The organism is Exiguobacterium sp. GL_137, assembly GCF_057834585.1.
Genome location: NZ_CM174406.1, coordinates 73,412 through 93,059 on the forward strand (window position 1 = coordinate 73,412; position 19,648 = coordinate 93,059).

The following is a 19,648-nucleotide window of genomic DNA, read 5'->3' on the forward strand; positions in this document are numbered from 1 at the left end:
AATTGATCTATCGGATTACTTGGAATTAAAGCTTTTCATTATGAGGAGGAATGGTCATGCGCATTGCGAATTCAGTATTAGATTTAGTCGGCCGCACGCCGATTGTTAAATTAAATCATTTAACAGGACCGGAAGATGCGGACGTGTACCTGAAATTGGAATATATGAATCCGGGGTCAAGCGTCAAAGACCGGATCGCTCTAGCGATGATCGAATCAGCAGAGTCAGCGGGTCACTTAAAAGCAGGCGATACGATCATTGAACCGACAAGTGGCAACACGGGAATCGGACTGGCAATGGTCGCTGCTGCTAAAGGATACCGTTCGATTCTCGTCATGCCGGAAACGATGAGCATGGAACGTCGAACTCTTCTTCGTGCGTACGGTGCGGAGTTGATTTTAACACCTGGTCCAGAAGGAATGAAGGGTGCGATTGCTCGGGCAACGGCAGAGGCGGAAGAGCATGGTTATTTCATGCCGCAACAATTCAACAATGAATCGAATCCTGTTGTTCACGAGAAGACGACCGGACCGGAAATCGTTGAAGCGTTCGAAGGATTGACGCTCGATGCTTTCATCGCCGGAATCGGAACGGGCGGTACGATCACAGGAGCCGGGAAAGTTTTACGGCAGGCATTCCCGGGTATCGAAATCATTGCTGTCGAACCGACGGATTCTCCTGTTCTTTCAGGCGGAAAACCGGGTCCCCATAAATTGCAGGGAATCGGAGCCGGATTCGTTCCGTCGATTCTGGATACTCAGATTTATGACAGTGTCGAGCAGGTGACGACGGAAGAAGCGTTTGATCATGCCCGTCGTGCAGCGAAGTCGAACGGCGTTCTTGGTGGTATTTCTTCCGGAGCTGCGATTGCGGCTGCCTTAAAAACAGCGAAGCGTCTAGGCAAAGGGAAAACGGTTCTCGCCATCATCCCGTCGAACGGAGAACGTTACCTCAGCACACCACTGTATCAAGTGGAAGAAGAGGCGGACAGTTCAAAACTTTAATTTTTTTAACCGAGAGGTTCATTCCGATGTAAAGGAATGGACCTCTTTTTATTTGGGCGGGGCAAGCGACTTATGTTTGAGTCCTCCGCCTGTCCGATTTTTTGCGTATAATGAGAGCAGAATAGTTCGGAAGTGGGGGAACGCTCGTGCGACAGACAGTATACGAATCATTTACATGGACAAAGGAACAATTTTATAACCGGTATGTGGAATTGACGGCAGGACAGACGGGACATGTCTGGCTCGAAAGTGGCCGTATCGGATCTTATACGATGGCGGGAGTCCGACCTGTCGGACATATCCGTACGAAAAACGGAGTGACAACGATTCAAGAAGCCGGGGAGCAAAAGCAACGAACAGAGGCGCCGTTTATACTGTTGGAAGAAATACGCGCTCGTTACGCATCGGCTCGTCCGGCAGGAATGCCGCCGTTTTTCGGAGGATTGGCCGGATATGTCAGTTACGATGCCGTCCGCTATCTCGAACGGTTGCCGGAACAGGCGGAGGATGATTTGACAACAGCCGATCTCTCGCTTTACTGGTATGATGAGGTCGCCGTTTTCGATCATCAGGTGGAACGGTTATTTGTAGCCGTCACACGGGATACGGAAGCGGAAGCAACACTTGCTTTGGCAACGGAAGTCGTGTCATGGCGTCAGCCGTGTCCGGTCCCGGTGTTCGCGGCACCGTACGAAAATCAGGTAGACCGTGGACGTTCGTTTGAACGGTCCGCTTTTATAGAGGCAGCAGACCGGATCAAACGTTACATCGAAGCGGGCGATGTCTTTCAGGTGAACCTTGCTGTCCGTCAGCAGGAACCATTGCGGACGACACCGGCGCATATCTATGATGTGTTACGAATGGTCAATCCGTCGCCCTACATGGGTTACTTTGCGGACGAAGAGTTGGTACTCGTTTCAGCGTCTCCGGAATTATTGGTCGAAAAGATCGGTTCATCGCTCGCGACCCGCCCGATTGCCGGAACACGGCCGCGCGGGAAAGACGAGGCAGAAGATTTGGCGCTAGCCAAAACGTTACTCGATAACGAAAAAGAACGGGCGGAACACGTGATGCTCGTCGATCTCGAGCGGAACGATTTAGGGCGCGTCAGCGAGTACGGTTCCGTCCATGTTGACGAACTGATGGTCATCGAAAAATATTCCCACGTCCAGCATATCGTCTCAAACGTCCGGGGAGAGATTGCGGAAGGTGAAACCGGAAGCAGTGTCCTTGCTGCGATGTTTCCAGGCGGGACGATCACGGGAGCGCCTAAAATCCGGACGATGGAAATCATTGAAGAGCTTGAACCGGTCCGCCGGGGAATTTATACCGGCTCACTCGGTTTTATCAGCTGGGCGGATGATGCGATTTTCAACATCTTGATTCGGACGCTTGTCGCAAAAGACGGGATGGCGTATATTCAGGCGGGAGCCGGAATCGTGACAGATTCCGACTCGGAAAGCGAATATGAAGAATCACTCAGTAAGGCGAAGGCGCTTTGGGTCGCCAAAGAATTAGCGGAGGGAACGACATGATTGTACTGATCGATAATTATGATTCATTTACGTATAACTTAGTACAGTACTTTGGAGAGCTTGGACAAGAGATCCGTGTTTTTCGAAATGACGCAATTACGATTGAAGAAATTGAAGCACTCGCTCCGGATCATTTGGTTATTTCCCCAGGACCATGCACTCCGAACGAAGCCGGAATCAGTTTGGAAGCCATCCGCTACTTTGCCGGTCGTCTGCCGATCCTCGGTGTCTGCCTTGGGCATCAGGCAATCGGTCAAGTGTTTGATGGAAAGGTGGTCCGGGCAAAGACATTGATGCACGGGAAAGTGTCTTTGCTTACCCATGACGGTTCCGGCATGTTTGCCGGAATTGAACAGGAGACACCGGTGACGCGCTATCATTCGCTTGTCGTCGAACGGGAAAGTTTCCCGGACGCCTTGACGATGACGGCAGAAGCAGACGGGGAAATCATGGCCCTTCGTCATAAGGAGTTGCCGATCGTCGGCGTCCAGTTCCATCCGGAAGCGATTTTGACACGTGACGGGAAACAGATGTTAAAAAACTTTTTGGAGTTGACACACTATGTATCTTTGGCATGATGGACAGATAAAACAAGAAGAAGACGTACGCATCTCGCCGCTCGATCATGGGTATTTGTACGGGATGGGGGTCTTCGAGACATTTCGGACGTACGCGGGTCATCCGTTTCTCTTTGATGATCACATCGAGCGTCTCCAGATGAGTTGCGCGGCAATCGGTATCAAATTACCTTACGTACGTGATGACTTATTGGCGGCTGTTGAAGCGTTGTGTCGTATGAATGGAACGGGAGATCTGTACTTTCGCTTAAACGTCTCTGCCGGTGCCCGTGAAATCGGTCTTTCGATTGAACCGTATGAGCAGCCGACCGTTCTGTTGTATGCGAAATCGATCGGTTCCAGACAGATGGCGGAACGGGCGCTTGAAACCGTTCGTTTGCCCCGGAGTACACCGGAAACAAGTTATCGGTTGAAATCACATCACTACATGAACAATCTGGTCGCCAAACGTCAGTTGTTTAATCAAGAGGCGGAAGGTCTCTTTTTGACAAAAGACGGTTTCATCTGTGAAGGCATCACGTCCAATATCTTTTGGCGTTACGGAGAAAGATGGTATACGCCACCACTTGAGACAGGTGCCCTCAATGGTATCACCCGTCAATTCCTGATGGAAGAGTTGCCTGTCGAGGAACGACTGGCATTGTTGCCGCAATTGACGGAAGCGGATGAAATTCTTTATACGAACTCGGTTCAAGAAGCGGTCGCGGTCTCTTCCTTGGATGGTCGAACATTCCCGGGTCTCGAAGGACACGGATATCAAGCAGTCCGGAGATTGTTTGATGATGCCGTCCAGTCGAAGTGGTCAAGGAGGGAAAAAGGATGACTAAAATCATGGGGATTCTCAACGTGACACCGGATTCCTTTTCTGATGGTGGAAACTATGTGGATATCGAACAAGCAGTCCGGCATGCGAAACAACTCGTCGCGGATGGAGCGGACGCGATTGATGTCGGCGGTGAATCGACGAGACCGGGCGCTTCATTTGTCTCGGCTGAAGACGAAATCGACCGTGTTGTCCCGATCATTCGACGCTTGAAACGTGAACTGGATATATTGGTGTCGATTGATACGTATAAACCGGAAGTCGCCGAAGCCGCTGTTCGTGCCGGGGCAGACATCATCAACGACGTCTGGGGATCGAAGTGGGGGGACGGCTCGATGGTCGAGGTGGCAGCCCGGCATGACGTCCCGATTATTTTAATGCACAACCGCTCAGAACCTCATGGACCGGATATGCTGGCTGAAGTACGGGCCGATTTGGAAGATTCGATTCGATTGGCGAAACAAGCCGGAGTGTCAGAAAACCACATTTGGTTGGATCCCGGGATCGGCTTCATGAAGACGCATCAAGAAAACCTATTTTTAATGCGTCATCTGTCGATTACGACGGACTTTGGTTATCCGGTCCTGCTTGGGACATCCCGGAAGTCAATGATTGGTCTGACGCTTGGCTTGCCAGCGGATCAGCGTGTCGAAGGGACGATTGCGACAGTCTGCTACGGTATTCAACAAGGATGTGAATGGATGCGGGTGCATGATGTGCAGGCGGTCAAACGGGCAGCCGTCATGATGGATACGATGTTGGCTGCGGAATTACCGGGAGGAGAATGATGATGGATCGGATACAGGTGACCGGTATGCGTTTTTACGGATACCATGGTGTGTTTGCAGAAGAAACGAAGTTGGGTCAACGCTTTAACGTCGACCTGACGATTGGTCTTGATTTATCAATTGCCGGTAAGACGGATGATTTACGCGAAAGTGTCAATTATGCGGAGTTGTACGAAGTCACGAAGCAGGTCGTCGAGGGGAAGCCGTTGCAACTCGTCGAAGCGCTCGCAGACCGGATTGCAGAGCAGGTGCTGTTACTCGATTCCCGAATTCTTGAGACGACGATCAAGGTCATTAAACCGGATCCGCCGATTGCGGGACATTATGAACATGTTGCCGTTGAAATCCACCGGAAGCGGGGCGATTATGCATGAATCGTGCCTACGTCGCACTGGGATCGAATATCGGTGATAAAGCGGGACATTTGGCAGCTGCGATTGACGCTCTGCGTCATCTTCCGACGACACAGGCAATCCGTCCTTCATCCGTTTATGAGACGGCTCCTGTCGGCTATACTGATCAAGATCTGTTTTATAATATGGTGATTGAACTGGAGACAGATTTGCCGGCGGAACAACTGTTGGACGTTCTCCAACAGATTGAACAGCAGGAAGGAAGAAAACGTCTGTTTAAAAATGGGCCGCGGACACTAGATCTCGATATCCTTTTATATAACAGTGAGATGATTCATATGGATGGACTGACAGTACCGCATCCACGTATGCAGGATCGGGCATTCGTATTGGCTCCGCTGGACGAACTCGTATCCTCTTATATTGTTCCCGGTTTAAATCGGACGGTTGCTGAACTCTATCAGGATTTACCGGAAACAGAACGAACAGATGTCAGACGGATTGAGTCGGGATCGATTGAAGGAAGAAGGGAAAAAAAGAATGACAGGATTTAAAATTGGAGAAGTCAAATTGAATAACCGTGTCATTTTAGCACCGATGGCGGGTGTCTGTAATCCTGCGTTTCGTTTGATCGCAAAAGAATTCGGGGCAGGCCTCGTCTGTGCAGAAATGGTCAGTGATAAAGGAATCCTTTATGAAAATGAACGGACGATGCAGATGTTATACGTGGACGATCGGGAAAAACCGCTCAGTTTACAGATTTACGGCGGATCGAAGGAAACGTTGGTCCAAGCGGCTCAGTATGTCGATGCCAATACGAATGCGGACATCATTGACATCAACATGGGATGTCCTGTACCAAAAGTGACGAAGTGTGACGCTGGTGCCAAGTGGCTGCTTGATCCGGATAAAGTCTACGAGATGGTTCATGCCGTCTCCCAAGCGGTTGATAAACCTGTCACGGTTAAGATGCGGACGGGATGGGACAGCCATCATATTTATTGTGTCGACAATGTCCGGGCTGCGGAAGCCGGAGGGGCGAAAGCGGTCGCGATCCATGGCCGGACCCGTTCACAAAAATATGAAGGTGTCGCCGACTGGAATATCATCGGTGAAGCGAAGCGGGCAGTCAACATTCCGATTATCGGTAACGGAGATGTCCAGACGCCGCAAGACGCCCAACGGATGATTGATGAGATCGGAGTAGACGGTGTCATGATCGGTCGGGCTGCACTCGGGAATCCGTGGATGCTGTATCAGACGATCCAGTATCTTGAATCCGGAACGTTACCGGCGGAGCCGACACCACGTGAGAAGATTGATATTTGTCTGTTGCATGCCGCGCGTCTCGTCGCACTAAAAGGGGAAAAACTTGCCGTACGGGAAATGCGGACCCATGTTGCGTGGTATCTCAAAGGATTAAGTGGAAACGGACAAGTCCGCAAAGCGTTATTCGATATTGATACTCATGCGGGTCTGCAAGAGTTGTTGCGTCAGTATGTCGAAACATTGGAAACGACCGCAGTACACGCGTGACACGTAAAGTATGGTCGGGATTGCCCGTTTTATGGTACGCTAATGCCATTGAAGATGAGCGAATCGGTTTTTCTAAGAGCTGTCGGTCATACCGGCAGCTTTTTCATCGAAGAAGTAAAAACCATCGTGAACCATTATAAAAGGAGTGAAGACAGTGAGTCAGGACATGGAAATGAACGATCAAATGCAGGTGCGTCTCGGTAAGATGAACGCCATGCGTGAACAAGGACTCGATCCGTTTGGTGCCCGTTTCGAACGTACGACAGATACGACAAGTATTCGTGCCGCTTACGGCGAACACGAAAAAGAAGAATTGTCAGAACTGAAGCCGGACGTCTCGATCGCGGGTCGCGTCATGACGACACGCCGTAAAGGGAAAGTCGGTTTTACGAACGTCCAGGACGTAAACGGTCAAATCCAATTGTATGTACGTAAGGACGATGTTGGCGAAGAAGCGTACGAAATCTATAAAACATGTGATTTAGGTGACATCGTTGGAATCAGCGGATACGTGTTCAAAACGAATGTCGGCGAACTATCGGTTCACGTCACGTCGTTTACGTTACTGACAAAAGCACTACGTCCGCTTCCGGATAAATATCACGGACTAAAAGATGTTGAACAGCGCTATCGTCAGCGTTACCTCGATTTAATCACGAATACAGAATCGCGTGAGACGTTCATCGCACGCAGTAAAGTCATTCGCGGGATTCGTCAGTATCTCGACAGCCTCGGATACTTGGAAGTTGAAACACCGATGTTGCATACGATTGCGGGTGGTGCGTCAGCTCGTCCGTTCATTACGCATCACAATGCACTTGATATGACACTATACATGCGGATTGCGATTGAGTTGCATCTCAAGCGTTTGATTGTCGGCGGACTTGAAAAAGTCTATGAAATCGGTCGCGTCTTCCGGAATGAAGGAATCTCGACACGCCATAACCCTGAGTTTACGATGATTGAGTTATATGAAGCCTACGCGGATTACAACGACATCATGAATTTGACGGAAAACCTGATTGCCCATGTGGCACATGAAGTCCTTGGAACAACACAAGTGACTTACGGTGAAGATGTAATCGACTTGTCTGTCGGATGGAAACGTGCCCATATGGCGGATCTGGTTAAAGAAGCAACAGGTGTTGATTTCTTTGAAGAGATTTCAAAAGAGCGTGCCCATGAACTCGCACACGAGCATGGTGTGGAAGTCCAAGCCCATATGACGACAGGACACATCCTTAATGAATTCTTCGAACAGAAAATTGAAGAATCATTGGTTCAGCCGACATTCGTCTACGGTCATCCGGTTGAAATTTCACCACTTGCGAAGAAAAATCCGGAAGACCCTCGTTTCACGGATCGTTTCGAATTGTTCATCGTTCGTCGGGAACATGCCAATGCCTTTACGGAATTGAATGATCCAATCGATCAACGTGAACGTTTTGAAGCACAGCTTGTTGAAAAAGAAGCCGGGAACGACGAAGCGCATGAAATGGATAATGACTTCATTGAAGCCCTTGAGTACGGTATGCCACCAACAGGAGGACTTGGTATCGGGATCGATCGACTCGTCATGTTGTTGACAAACGCTCCTTCGATTCGTGATGTCTTGCTCTTCCCGACAATGCGTCACCAACAAAACTAACCAAAATCGGACTCTCCGCTTCTTTATAGAAGAAAGTGGGGGGTTTTCTTATTTGTTAATACGGAACATTTCAAAGTAAAAGTAAGCATATTCTGATGTCGAAACGGGAATAATAATTTTTTGAATGTTTTTCTAATAAAACACTTGTACAAATAAAAACTCCATGGTATATTACTTCTTGTGCCGCAAATGGTTGTGACACACCGAAAAAAATATCAGAAAAGTTATTGACAATCGTGTCGGTGACTTGGTAAGATATTAAAGTCGCTGAAAACGACACGACGAACTTTGAAAACTGAACGATGAGGCAAAAAACGTATCTTCGGATACAAACAATGAATGAAGCGCAAGCTTCGTCAGCGTGACTTCGGTCACACAACGAGCAAGTCAAACACTTTATGGAGAGTTTGATCCTGGCTCAGGACGAACGCTGGCGGCGTGCCTAATACATGCAAGTCGAGCGCAGGAAGCTCACGGAACTCTTCGGAGGGAAGTGAAGGGAATGAGCGGCGGACGGGTGAGTAACACGTAAGGAACCTGCCCCAAGGATTGGGATAACTCCGAGAAATCGGAGCTAATACCGAATAGTTCTTCAGACCGCATGGTCTGATGATGAAAGGCGCTCCGGCGTCACCTTGGGATGGCCTTGCGGTGCATTAGCTAGTTGGTGGGGTAATGGCCCACCAAGGCGACGATGCATAGCCGACCTGAGAGGGTGATCGGCCACACTGGGACTGAGACACGGCCCAGACTCCTACGGGAGGCAGCAGTAGGGAATCTTCCACAATGGACGAAAGTCTGATGGAGCAACGCCGCGTGAGTGATGAAGGTTTTCGGATCGTAAAACTCTGTTGTAAGGGAAGAACAAGTACGAGAGGTAATGCTCGTACCTTGACGGTACCTTGCGAGAAAGCCACGGCTAACTACGTGCCAGCAGCCGCGGTAATACGTAGGTGGCAAGCGTTGTCCGGAATTATTGGGCGTAAAGCGCGCGCAGGCGGCCTTTTAAGTCTGATGTGAAAGCCCCCGGCTCAACCGGGGAGGGTCATTGGAAACTGGAAGGCTTGAGTACAGAAGAGAAGAGTGGAATTCCATGTGTAGCGGTGAAATGCGTAGAGATGTGGAGGAACACCAGTGGCGAAGGCGACTCTTTGGTCTGTAACTGACGCTGAGGCGCGAAAGCGTGGGGAGCAAACAGGATTAGATACCCTGGTAGTCCACGCCGTAAACGATGAGTGCTAGGTGTTGGGGGGTTTCCGCCCCTCAGTGCTGAAGCTAACGCATTAAGCACTCCGCCTGGGGAGTACGGCCGCAAGGCTGAAACTCAAAGGAATTGACGGGGACCCGCACAAGCGGTGGAGCATGTGGTTTAATTCGAAGCAACGCGAAGAACCTTACCAACTCTTGACATCCCCTTGACCGCTTGAGAGATCAAGTTTTCCCTTCGGGGACAAGGGTGACAGGTGGTGCATGGTTGTCGTCAGCTCGTGTCGTGAGATGTTGGGTTAAGTCCCGCAACGAGCGCAACCCCTATCCTTAGTTGCCAGCATTTAGTTGGGCACTCTAGGGAGACTGCCGGTGACAAACCGGAGGAAGGTGGGGATGACGTCAAATCATCATGCCCCTTATGAGTTGGGCTACACACGTGCTACAATGGACGGTACAAAGGGCAGCGAGACCGCGAGGTGGAGCCAATCCCAGAAAGCCGTTCCCAGTTCGGATTGCAGGCTGCAACTCGCCTGCATGAAGTCGGAATCGCTAGTAATCGCAGGTCAGCATACTGCGGTGAATACGTTCCCGGGTCTTGTACACACCGCCCGTCACACCACGAGAGTTTGCAACACCCGAAGCCGGTGAGGTAACCGCAAGGAGCCAGCCGTCGAAGGTGGGGTAGATGATTGGGGTGAAGTCGTAACAAGGTAGCCGTATCGGAAGGTGCGGCTGGATCACCTCCTTTCTAAGGAAAACGTCCCTTACGGGACATGCCCATCGTTCAGTTTTGAGAGCTCGTCTCTCCGTCTCGAAAGAGACACTCGCACCTTGAAAACTGAAGACATCAACAAGACATCAAATTTTTATAACCATGTCATTAGACGTGTGTTCTTAGAATACCAAAATGCTAGATCAAGGTATGAAGGGCGTACGGTGGATGCCTTGGCACTAGGAGCCGATGAAGGACGCGACGAACAGCGATATGCTTCGGGGAGCAGTAAGTATGCTTTGATCCGAGGATTTCCGAATGGGGGAACCCACCATCCGTAATGGGATGGGACATGTTACATGAATACATAGTGTAGCGTGAGGCAGACCCGGGGAACTGAAACATCTAAGTACCCGGAGGAAGAGAAAGCAAATGCGATTCCCTGAGTAGCGGCGAGCGAAACGGGAACAGCCCAAACCGGAGAGCATGCTCTCCGGGGTTGTAGGACACTCTATACGGAGTCAAAAAGGAAGACAGTAGGCGAACGACCTGGAAAGGCCGGCCGAAGAAGGTGACAGCCCTGTAGCTGAAACTGTTTTCCCTCCAGAGTGGATCCTGAGTACGGCGGGACACGTGAAACCCCGTCGGAATCCGGGAGGACCATCTCCCAAGGCTAAATACTCCCTAGTGACCGATAGTGAACCAGTACCGTGAGGGAAAGGTGAAAAGCACCCCGGAAGGGGAGTGAAATAGATCCTGAAACCGTATGCCTACAAGTAGTCAGAGCCCGTTAATGGGTGATGGCGTGCCTTTTGTAGAATGAACCGGCGAGTTACGATAGCGCGCGAGGTTAAGCTGATGAGGCGGAGCCGTAGCGAAAGCGAGTCTGAATAGGGCGCCATAGTGCGTTGTCGTAGACCCGAAACCAGGTGATCTACCCATGTCCAGGATGAAGGTCAGGTAACACTGACTGGAGGTCCGAACCCACGCACGTTGAAAAGTGCGGGGATGAGGTGTGGGTAGCGGTGAAATGCCAATCGAACCTGGAGATAGCTGGTTCTCCCCGAAATAGCTTTAGGGCTAGCCTCGAGGTTGAGAGTTCCGGAGGTAGAGCACTGATTGGACTAGGGGCCCCCACAGGGTTACCGAATTCAGTTAAACTCCGAATGCCGGCAACTTATACTCGGGAGTCAGACTGCGAGTGATAAGATCCGTAGTCAAGAGGGAAACAGCCCAGACCGCCAGCTAAGGTCCCAAAGTGTATGTTAAGTGGAAAAGGATGTGGCGCTGCCTAGACAGCTAGGATGTTGGCTTAGAAGCAGCCACCATTCAAAGAGTGCGTAATAGCTCACTAGTCGAGTGGCGCCGCGCCGAAAATGTAACGGGGCTAAACATACCACCGAAGCTGCGGATTCCGTAAGGAATGGTAGGGGAGCGTTCCAAACCGCTGTGAAGCTGTACCGTAAGGAGCAGTGGAGCGTTTGGAAGTGAGAATGCCGGTGTGAGTAGCGAAAAGAGGGGTGAGAATCCCCTCCGTCGAAAGCCCAAGGTTTCCTGAGGAAGGCTCGTCCGCTCAGGGTTAGTCTGGACCTAAGCCGAGGCCGAAAGGCGTAGGCGATGGATAACAGGTTGATATTCCTGTACCACCGATCCACCGTTTGAACAATGGGGGGACGCAGGAGGATAGTGACGCATGCGGATGGAAGTGCATGTGTAAGTTTCGAGACCGTCTGATTGGCAAATCCGTCAGGCATCAAAGTCGAGGAACGATGCGGAGTCCCGTAGGGACGAAGGTCACGATTTCACACTGCCAAGAAAAGCCTCTAGTGAGGTGGAAGGTGCCAGTACCGTAAACCGACACAGGTAGGCGGGATGAGAATTCTAAGACGCGCGGGATAACTCTCGTTAAGGAACTCGGCAAAATGGTCCCGTAACTTCGGGAGAAGGGACGCTCTACATGAGTAGAGCCGCAGTGAATAGGCCCAAACGACTGTTTAGCAAAAACACAGGTCTCTGCTAAATCGCAAGATGACGTATAGGGGCTGACGCCTGCCCGGTGCTGGAAGGTTAAGGGGATGGGTTAGCGCAAGCGAAGCTTTGAACCGAAGCCCCAGTAAACGGCGGCCGTAACTATAACGGTCCTAAGGTAGCGAAATTCCTTGTCGGGTAAGTTCCGACCCGCACGAAAGGCGTAACGATTTGGGCACTGTCTCAACGAGAGACCCGGTGAAATCATAGTACCTGTGAAGATGCAGGTTACCCGCGACAGGACGGAAAGACCCCATGGAGCTTTACTACAGCCTGATATTGAGGCTTTGTGCATGATGTACAGGATAGGCGGGAGACGTCGAGACCGGAGCGCCAGCTTCGGAGGAGTCACCCTTGGGATACCGCCCTTCATGCATAGAGTCTCTAACTCGCAGCCGTCATCCGGCTGGAGGACCGTGTCAGGCGGGTAGTTTGACTGGGGCGGTCGCCTCCTAAACAGTAACGGAGGCGCCCAAAGGTTCCCTCAGAATGGTTGGAAATCATTCGTAGAGCGCAAAGGCAGAAGGGAGCTTGACTGCGAGACCTACAAGTCGAGCAGGGACGAAAGTCGGGCTTAGTGATCCGGTGGTTCCGCATGGAAGGGCCATCGCTCAACGGATAAAAGCTACCCTGGGGATAACAGGCTGATCTCCCCCAAGAGTCCACATCGACGGGGAGGTTTGGCACCTCGATGTCGGCTCATCGCATCCTGGGGCTGGAGTAGGTCCCAAGGGTTGGGCTGTTCGCCCATTAAAGCGGTACGCGAGCTGGGTTCAGAACGTCGTGAGACAGTTCGGTCCCTATCCGTCGTGGGCGCAGGAAATTTGAGGAGAGCTGTCCTTAGTACGAGAGGACCGGGATGGACGCACCGCTGGTGTACCAGTTGTTCCGCCAGGAGCATCGCTGGGTAGCTACGTGTGGACGGGATAAATGCTGAAAGCATCTAAGCATGAAGCCCCCTCCAAGATGAGATTTCCCTTTGAGTAATCAAGAAAGACCCCTCAGAGACGATGAGGTAGATAGGTCACGGGTGGAAGCATGGCGACATGCGGAGCTGAGTGATACTAATCGGTCGAGGCCTTGTTCTAGCAGATGCATTGTTGATGACTTCAGTTTTGAGGGCGCGAGCCTTTCAAAAAAAGTGCTTGACGTTATGGAAACATAATGTTAAGATGATAGATGTCTGGTGGCGATAGCCAAGTGGTCACACCCGTTCCCATGCCGAACACGGAAGTTAAGCACTTGAACGCCGAAAGTAGTTGGGGGCTTCCCCCTGTGAGGATAGGACGCTGCCAGGCGATACATATGGAGGATTAGCTCAGCTGGGAGAGCATCTGCCTTACAAGCAGAGGGTCGGCGGTTCGATCCCGTCATCCTCCACCATTTTTTATTACACTTGCCGGTGTAGCTCAGCTGGTAGAGCAACTGACTTGTAATCAGTAGGTCGCGGGTTCGACTCCTGTTGCCGGCACCATTTTCACCTTAAATATCATCATCGACCTTGAAAAAGTGTAGATGCTACCTTTTAACACCCTGCCGGGGTGGCGGAACTGGTAGACGCACAGGACTTAAAATCCTGCGGGGGTTTCCCCGTGCCGGTTCGATTCCGGCCCTCGGTACCATTTAAATTTCACTGTTTGATTAATTACCCCGCACCCTTAGCTCAGCTGGATAGAGTACTTGACTACGAATCAAGGGGTCGGGAGTTCGAATCTCTCAGGGTGCACTTTTCGGGAAGTAGCTCAGCTTGGTAGAGCACTTGGTTTGGGACCAAGGGGTCGCAGGTTCGAATCCTGTCTTCCCGACCATCTTCAATTTAATCCCTTAATGGGGCCTTAGCTCAGCTGGGAGAGCGCCTGCCTTGCACGCAGGAGGTCAGCGGTTCGATCCCGCTAGGCTCCACCATTTTTATGACGAACTTTGAAAACTGAACGATGAGGCAAAAAAACGTATCTTCGGATACAAACAATGAATGAAGCGCAAGCTTCGTCAACGTGACTTCGGTCACACAACGAGCAAGTCAAACACTTTATGGAGAGTTTGATCCTGGCTCAGGACGAACGCTGGCGGCGTGCCTAATACATGCAAGTCGAGCGCAGGAAGCTCACGGAACTCTTCGGAGGGAAGTGAAGGGAATGAGCGGCGGACGGGTGAGTAACACGTAAGGAACCTGCCCCAAGGATTGGGATAACTCCGAGAAATCGGAGCTAATACCGAATAGTTCTTCAGACCGCATGGTCTGATGATGAAAGGCGCTCCGGCGTCACCTTGGGATGGCCTTGCGGTGCATTAGCTAGTTGGTGGGGTAATGGCCCACCAAGGCGACGATGCATAGCCGACCTGAGAGGGTGATCGGCCACACTGGGACTGAGACACGGCCCAGACTCCTACGGGAGGCAGCAGTAGGGAATCTTCCACAATGGACGAAAGTCTGATGGAGCAACGCCGCGTGAGTGATGAAGGTTTTCGGATCGTAAAACTCTGTTGTAAGGGAAGAACAAGTACGAGAGGTAATGCTCGTACCTTGACGGTACCTTGCGAGAAAGCCACGGCTAACTACGTGCCAGCAGCCGCGGTAATACGTAGGTGGCAAGCGTTGTCCGGAATTATTGGGCGTAAAGCGCGCGCAGGCGGCCTTTTAAGTCTGATGTGAAAGCCCCCGGCTCAACCGGGGAGGGTCATTGGAAACTGGAAGGCTTGAGTACAGAAGAGAAGAGTGGAATTCCATGTGTAGCGGTGAAATGCGTAGAGATGTGGAGGAACACCAGTGGCGAAGGCGACTCTTTGGTCTGTAACTGACGCTGAGGCGCGAAAGCGTGGGGAGCAAACAGGATTAGATACCCTGGTAGTCCACGCCGTAAACGATGAGTGCTAGGTGTTGGGGGGTTTCCGCCCCTCAGTGCTGAAGCTAACGCATTAAGCACTCCGCCTGGGGAGTACGGCCGCAAGGCTGAAACTCAAAGGAATTGACGGGGACCCGCACAAGCGGTGGAGCATGTGGTTTAATTCGAAGCAACGCGAAGAACCTTACCAACTCTTGACATCCCCTTGACCGCTTGAGAGATCAAGTTTCCCCTTCGGGGGCAAGGGTGACAGGTGGTGCATGGTTGTCGTCAGCTCGTGTCGTGAGATGTTGGGTTAAGTCCCGCAACGAGCGCAACCCCTATCCTTAGTTGCCAGCATTTAGTTGGGCACTCTAGGGAGACTGCCGGTGACAAACCGGAGGAAGGTGGGGATGACGTCAAATCATCATGCCCCTTATGAGTTGGGCTACACACGTGCTACAATGGACGGTACAAAGGGCAGCGAGACCGCGAGGTGGAGCCAATCCCAAAAAGCCGTTCCCAGTTCGGATTGCAGGCTGCAACTCGCCTGCATGAAGTCGGAATCGCTAGTAATCGCAGGTCAGCATACTGCGGTGAATACGTTCCCGGGTCTTGTACACACCGCCCGTCACACCACGAGAGTTTGCAACACCCGAAGCCGGTGAGGTAACCGCAAGGAGCCAGCCGTCGAAGGTGGGGTAGATGATTGGGGTGAAGTCGTAACAAGGTAGCCGTATCGGAAGGTGCGGCTGGATCACCTCCTTTCTAAGGAAAACGTCCCTTACGGGACATGCCCATCGTTCAGTTTTGAGAGCTCGTCTCTCAGTCTCGATAGAGACACTCGCACCTTGAAAACTGAAGACATCAACAAGACATCAAATTTTTTATAACCATGTCATTAGACGTGTGTTCTTAGAATACCAAAATGCTAGATCAAGGTATGAAGGGCGTACGGTGGATGCCTTGGCACTAGGAGCCGATGAAGGACGCGACGAACAGCGATATGCTTCGGGGAGCAGTAAGTATGCTTTGATCCGAGGATTTCCGAATGGGGGAACCCACCATCCGTAATGGGATGGGACATGTTACATGAATACATAGTGTAGCGTGAGGCAGACCCGGGGAACTGAAACATCTAAGTACCCGGAGGAAGAGAAAGCAAATGCGATTCCCTGAGTAGCGGCGAGCGAAACGGGAACAGCCCAAACCGGAGAGCATGCTCTCCGGGGTTGTAGGACACTCTATACGGAGTCAAAAAGGAAGACAGTAGGCGAACGACCTGGAAAGGCCGGCCGAAGAAGGTGACAGCCCTGTAGCTGAAACTGTTTTCCCTCCAGAGTGGATCCTGAGTACGGCGGGACACGTGAAACCCCGTCGGAATCCGGGAGGACCATCTCCCAAGGCTAAATACTCCCTAGTGACCGATAGTGAACCAGTACCGTGAGGGAAAGGTGAAAAGCACCCCGGAAGGGGAGTGAAATAGATCCTGAAACCGTATGCCTACAAGTAGTCAGAGCCCGTTAATGGGTGATGGCGTGCCTTTTGTAGAATGAACCGGCGAGTTACGATAGCGCGCGAGGTTAAGCTGATGAGGCGGAGCCGTAGCGAAAGCGAGTCTGAATAGGGCGCCATAGTGCGTTGTCGTAGACCCGAAACCAGGTGATCTACCCATGTCCAGGATGAAGGTCAGGTAACACTGACTGGAGGTCCGAACCCACGCACGTTGAAAAGTGCGGGGATGAGGTGTGGGTAGCGGTGAAATGCCAATCGAACCTGGAGATAGCTGGTTCTCCCCGAAATAGCTTTAGGGCTAGCCTCGAGGTTGAGAGTTCCGGAGGTAGAGCACTGATTGGACTAGGGGCCCCCACAGGGTTACCGAATTCAGTTAAACTCCGAATGCCGGCAACTTATACTCGGGAGTCAGACTGCGAGTGATAAGATCCGTAGTCAAGAGGGAAACAGCCCAGACCGCCAGCTAAGGTCCCAAAGTGTATGTTAAGTGGAAAAGGATGTGGCGCTGCCTAGACAGCTAGGATGTTGGCTTAGAAGCAGCCACCATTCAAAGAGTGCGTAATAGCTCACTAGTCGAGTGGCGCCGCGCCGAAAATGTAACGGGGCTAAACATACCACCGAAGCTGCGGATTCCGTAAGGAATGGTAGGGGAGCGTTCCAAACCGCTGTGAAGCTGTACCGTAAGGAGCAGTGGAGCGTTTGGAAGTGAGAATGCCGGTGTGAGTAGCGAAAAGAGGGGTGAGAATCCCCTCCGTCGAAAGCCCAAGGTTTCCTGAGGAAGGCTCGTCCGCTCAGGGTTAGTCTGGACCTAAGCCGAGGCCGAAAGGCGTAGGCGATGGATAACAGGTTGATATTCCTGTACCACCGATCCACCGTTTGAACAATGGGGGGACGCAGGAGGATAGTGACGCATGCGGATGGAAGTGCATGTGTAAGTTTCGAGACCGTCTGATTGGCAAATCCGTCAGGCATCAAAGTCGAGGAACGATGCGGAGTCCCGTAGGGACGAAGGTCACGATTTCACACTGCCAAGAAAAGCCTCTAGTGAGGTGGAAGGTGCCAGTACCGTAAACCGACACAGGTAGGCGGGATGAGAATTCTAAGACGCGCGGGATAACTCTCGTTAAGGAACTCGGCAAAATGGTCCCGTAACTTCGGGAGAAGGGACGCTCTACATGAGTAGAGCCGCAGTGAATAGGCCCAAACGACTGTTTAGCAAAAACACAGGTCTCTGCTAAATCGCAAGATGACGTATAGGGGCTGACGCCTGCCCGGTGCTGGAAGGTTAAGGGGATGGGTTAGCGCAAGCGAAGCTTTGAACCGAAGCCCCAGTAAACGGCGGCCGTAACTATAACGGTCCTAAGGTAGCGAAATTCCTTGTCGGGTAAGTTCCGACCCGCACGAAAGGCGTAACGATTTGGGCACTGTCTCAACGAGAGACCCGGTGAAATCATAGTACCTGTGAAGATGCAGGTTACCCGCGACAGGACGGAAAGACCCCATGGAGCTTTACTACAGCCTGATATTGAGGCTTTGTGCATGATGTACAGGATAGGCGGGAGACGTCGAGACCGGAGCGCCAGCTTCGGAGGAGTCACCCTTGGGATACCGCCCTTCATGCATAGAGTCTCTAACTCGCAGCCGTCATCCGGCTGGAGGACCGTGTCAGGCGGGTAGTTTGACTGGGGCGGTCGCCTCCTAAACAGTAACGGAGGCGCCCAAAGGTTCCCTCAGAATGGTTGGAAATCATTCGTAGAGCGCAAAGGCAGAAGGGAGCTTGACTGCGAGACCTACAAGTCGAGCAGGGACGAAAGTCGGGCTTAGTGATCCGGTGGTTCCGCATGGAAGGGCCATCGCTCAACGGATAAAAGCTACCCTGGGGATAACAGGCTGATCTCCCCCAAGAGTCCACATCGACGGGGAGGTTTGGCACCTCGATGTCGGCTCATCGCATCCTGGGGCTGGAGTAGGTCCCAAGGGTTGGGCTGTTCGCCCATTAAAGCGGTACGCGAGCTGGGTTCAGAACGTCGTGAGACAGTTCGGTCCCTATCCGTCGTGGGCGCAGGAAATTTGAGGAGAGCTGTCCTTAGTACGAGAGGACCGGGATGGACGCACCGCTGGTGTACCAGTTGTTCCGCCAGGAGCATCGCTGGGTAGCTACGTGCGGACGGGATAAATGCTGAAAGCATCTAAGCATGAAGCCCCCTCCAAGATGAGATTTCCCTTTGAGTAATCAAGAAAGACCCCTCAGAGACGATGAGGTAGATAGGTCACGGGTGGAAGCATGGCGACATGCGGAGCTGAGTGATACTAATCGGTCGAGGCCTTGTTCTAGCAGATGCATTGTTGATGACTTCAGTTTTGAGGGCGTGAGCCCGTCGTCTGGTGACGATAGCCAAGTGGTCACACCCGTTCCCATGCCGAACACGGAAGTTAAGCACTTGAACGCCGAAAGTAGTTGGGGGCTTCCCCCTGTGAGGATAGGACGTTGCCAGGCCAATAAAGGACCGATCTGCATTTTGCAGGTCGGTCTTTTTGTGTATGCCAAATGAAAAGCCTAAATGGTTGCATTTCACTTTTAAGATGATTACTATTAAATCAAACAATAGTCAAAGATGGTCAGAGAGGTGGTGCCCATGCAAAACATCACAGATATCATCGAAGCCTATTTAAAGCAGATTTTACATGATGAGAAAAAAATTGAAATCAAACGCCAGGAAATTGCAGAACGTTTTGATTGTGTACCCTCACAAATCAATTATGTCATCAACACCCGTTTTACGGTTGAAAAGGGTTATTTTGTTGAAAGTAAACGTGGTGGCGGTGGGTATATCCGCATTCAAAAGATTGTCATTTTAGATAGTCATGATCTGTTAGATGAAGTCAGCCAATGGGTTGGAAACGATTTAACCGAACAAGCTGCAGAAGATTATCTGATTCGTTTAGTAAACGAGCAGCTATTGACACGGCGAGAAGCGATTTTGATTCAATCGTTGTTGCAAAAGGAAAGTCTACCAATGGCACTTGAGGATCAACGCCGGATGCGGGCTCATTTGATGCAGACCGTCCTGCAAACCATTAAGCGACTGTGACACGG

General features: G+C 51.4%; 10 protein-coding genes, 6 tRNA genes and 6 rRNA genes. All 22 read left to right on the forward strand.

Translation table 11 applies throughout. From position 1 onward, the window contains the following. The first annotated feature begins 56 nt into the window (after nucleotides 1-56). Complete coding sequence (gene cysK, locus AC3IRK_RS00415; protein WP_131973688.1) at nucleotides 57-1,004, forward strand: cysteine synthase A; 948 nt, start codon at nucleotides 57-59, stop codon at nucleotides 1,002-1,004. A gap of 146 nt (nucleotides 1,005-1,150) precedes the next feature. Further along, complete coding sequence (locus AC3IRK_RS00420) at nucleotides 1,151-2,539, forward strand: anthranilate synthase component I family protein (RefSeq protein ID WP_489170244.1); 1,389 nt, start codon at nucleotides 1,151-1,153, stop codon at nucleotides 2,537-2,539. Beyond that, complete coding sequence (locus AC3IRK_RS00425) at nucleotides 2,536-3,117, forward strand: anthranilate synthase component II (protein WP_489170245.1); 582 nt, start codon at nucleotides 2,536-2,538, stop codon at nucleotides 3,115-3,117. The genes AC3IRK_RS00420 and AC3IRK_RS00425 overlap by 4 nt, the downstream gene beginning before the upstream one ends. Beyond that, a complete protein-coding gene (locus tag AC3IRK_RS00430; protein ID WP_026826982.1) occupies nucleotides 3,101-3,940 on the forward strand; it encodes an aminotransferase class IV in 840 nt (279 codons plus the stop codon). The genes AC3IRK_RS00425 and AC3IRK_RS00430 overlap by 17 nt, the downstream gene beginning before the upstream one ends. Beyond that, nucleotides 3,937-4,728 (forward strand): dihydropteroate synthase, encoded by a 792-nt coding sequence (folP, locus tag AC3IRK_RS00435; RefSeq protein ID WP_489170246.1) that lies wholly within the window; start codon nucleotides 3,937-3,939, stop codon nucleotides 4,726-4,728. Before AC3IRK_RS00430 ends, folP begins: the two co-directional genes overlap by 4 nt. Before the next feature lie 2 nt (nucleotides 4,729-4,730). Then, a complete protein-coding gene (gene folB / locus AC3IRK_RS00440; protein ID WP_131973702.1) occupies nucleotides 4,731-5,102 on the forward strand; it encodes a dihydroneopterin aldolase in 372 nt (123 codons plus the stop codon). Continuing rightward, nucleotides 5,099-5,635, forward strand: coding sequence for a 2-amino-4-hydroxy-6-hydroxymethyldihydropteridine diphosphokinase (folK, locus tag AC3IRK_RS00445; protein WP_026826979.1), 537 nt, complete (start codon nucleotides 5,099-5,101; stop codon nucleotides 5,633-5,635). Before folB ends, folK begins: the two co-directional genes overlap by 4 nt. Beyond that, nucleotides 5,622-6,617, forward strand: coding sequence for a tRNA dihydrouridine synthase DusB (gene dusB / locus AC3IRK_RS00450; protein WP_489170247.1), 996 nt, complete (start codon nucleotides 5,622-5,624; stop codon nucleotides 6,615-6,617). Before folK ends, dusB begins: the two co-directional genes overlap by 14 nt. A gap of 166 nt (nucleotides 6,618-6,783) precedes the next feature. After that, nucleotides 6,784-8,265: a lysine--tRNA ligase gene (gene lysS, locus AC3IRK_RS00455; RefSeq protein WP_489170717.1), complete on the forward strand. Its 1,482-nt coding sequence runs from the start codon at nucleotides 6,784-6,786 to the stop codon at nucleotides 8,263-8,265. A 395-nt stretch (nucleotides 8,266-8,660) separates the two neighbouring features. Continuing rightward, a 16S ribosomal RNA gene (locus AC3IRK_RS00460) occupies nucleotides 8,661-10,222 on the forward strand. 165 nt (nucleotides 10,223-10,387) lie between these two features. Further along, nucleotides 10,388-13,302: ribosomal RNA gene (locus AC3IRK_RS00465) — 23S ribosomal RNA — on the forward strand. Between the two features lie 94 nt (nucleotides 13,303-13,396). Beyond that, nucleotides 13,397-13,512: ribosomal RNA gene (rrf, locus tag AC3IRK_RS00470) — 5S ribosomal RNA — on the forward strand. 9 nt (nucleotides 13,513-13,521) lie between these two features. Then, a tRNA-Val gene (locus AC3IRK_RS00475) sits at nucleotides 13,522-13,597 on the forward strand. 15 nt (nucleotides 13,598-13,612) lie between these two features. Continuing rightward, nucleotides 13,613-13,688: transfer RNA gene (locus AC3IRK_RS00480), tRNA-Thr, on the forward strand. 61 nt (nucleotides 13,689-13,749) lie between these two features. Continuing rightward, a tRNA-Leu gene (locus tag AC3IRK_RS00485) sits at nucleotides 13,750-13,836 on the forward strand. A gap of 30 nt (nucleotides 13,837-13,866) precedes the next feature. Then, nucleotides 13,867-13,940: transfer RNA gene (locus tag AC3IRK_RS00490), tRNA-Arg, on the forward strand. A gap of 5 nt (nucleotides 13,941-13,945) precedes the next feature. Further along, nucleotides 13,946-14,022, forward strand: a tRNA-Pro gene (locus AC3IRK_RS00495). A 21-nt stretch (nucleotides 14,023-14,043) separates the two neighbouring features. Continuing rightward, nucleotides 14,044-14,119: transfer RNA gene (locus AC3IRK_RS00500), tRNA-Ala, on the forward strand. Nucleotides 14,120-14,242: 123 nt separating this feature from the next. After that, nucleotides 14,243-15,804: ribosomal RNA gene (locus AC3IRK_RS00505) — 16S ribosomal RNA — on the forward strand. 166 nt (nucleotides 15,805-15,970) lie between these two features. After that, nucleotides 15,971-18,885 (forward strand): 23S ribosomal RNA (locus tag AC3IRK_RS00510). Between the two features lie 47 nt (nucleotides 18,886-18,932). Beyond that, a 5S ribosomal RNA gene (rrf, locus tag AC3IRK_RS00515) occupies nucleotides 18,933-19,048 on the forward strand. The 16S, 23S and 5S rRNA genes sit together here with 6 tRNA genes alongside, the layout of an rRNA operon. A 139-nt stretch (nucleotides 19,049-19,187) precedes the next feature. Beyond that, nucleotides 19,188-19,643 (forward strand): CtsR family transcriptional regulator, encoded by a 456-nt coding sequence (locus AC3IRK_RS00520; RefSeq protein WP_114597352.1) that lies wholly within the window; start codon nucleotides 19,188-19,190, stop codon nucleotides 19,641-19,643. The last annotated feature ends 5 nt before the right edge of the window (nucleotides 19,644-19,648 follow it).

Bases quoted from the DNA above. Each gene is read 5' to 3' on its own strand.
- lysS (WP_489170717.1), top strand. From the start codon at position 6,784: ATGGAAATGAACGATCAAATGCAGGTGCGTCTCGGTAAGATGAACGCC.
- AC3IRK_RS00425 (WP_489170245.1), top strand. From the start codon at position 2,536: ATGATTGTACTGATCGATAATTATGATTCATTTACGTATAACTTAGTA.
- folK (WP_026826979.1), top strand. From the start codon at position 5,099: ATGAATCGTGCCTACGTCGCACTGGGATCGAATATCGGTGATAAAGCG.
- dusB (WP_489170247.1), top strand. From the start codon at position 5,622: ATGACAGGATTTAAAATTGGAGAAGTCAAATTGAATAACCGTGTCATT.
- AC3IRK_RS00520 (WP_114597352.1), top strand. From the start codon at position 19,188: ATGCAAAACATCACAGATATCATCGAAGCCTATTTAAAGCAGATTTTA.
- cysK (WP_131973688.1), top strand. From the start codon at position 57: ATGCGCATTGCGAATTCAGTATTAGATTTAGTCGGCCGCACGCCGATT.
- folP (WP_489170246.1), top strand. From the start codon at position 3,937: ATGACTAAAATCATGGGGATTCTCAACGTGACACCGGATTCCTTTTCT.
- AC3IRK_RS00430 (WP_026826982.1), top strand. From the start codon at position 3,101: ATGTATCTTTGGCATGATGGACAGATAAAACAAGAAGAAGACGTACGC.
- folB (WP_131973702.1), top strand. From the start codon at position 4,731: ATGGATCGGATACAGGTGACCGGTATGCGTTTTTACGGATACCATGGT.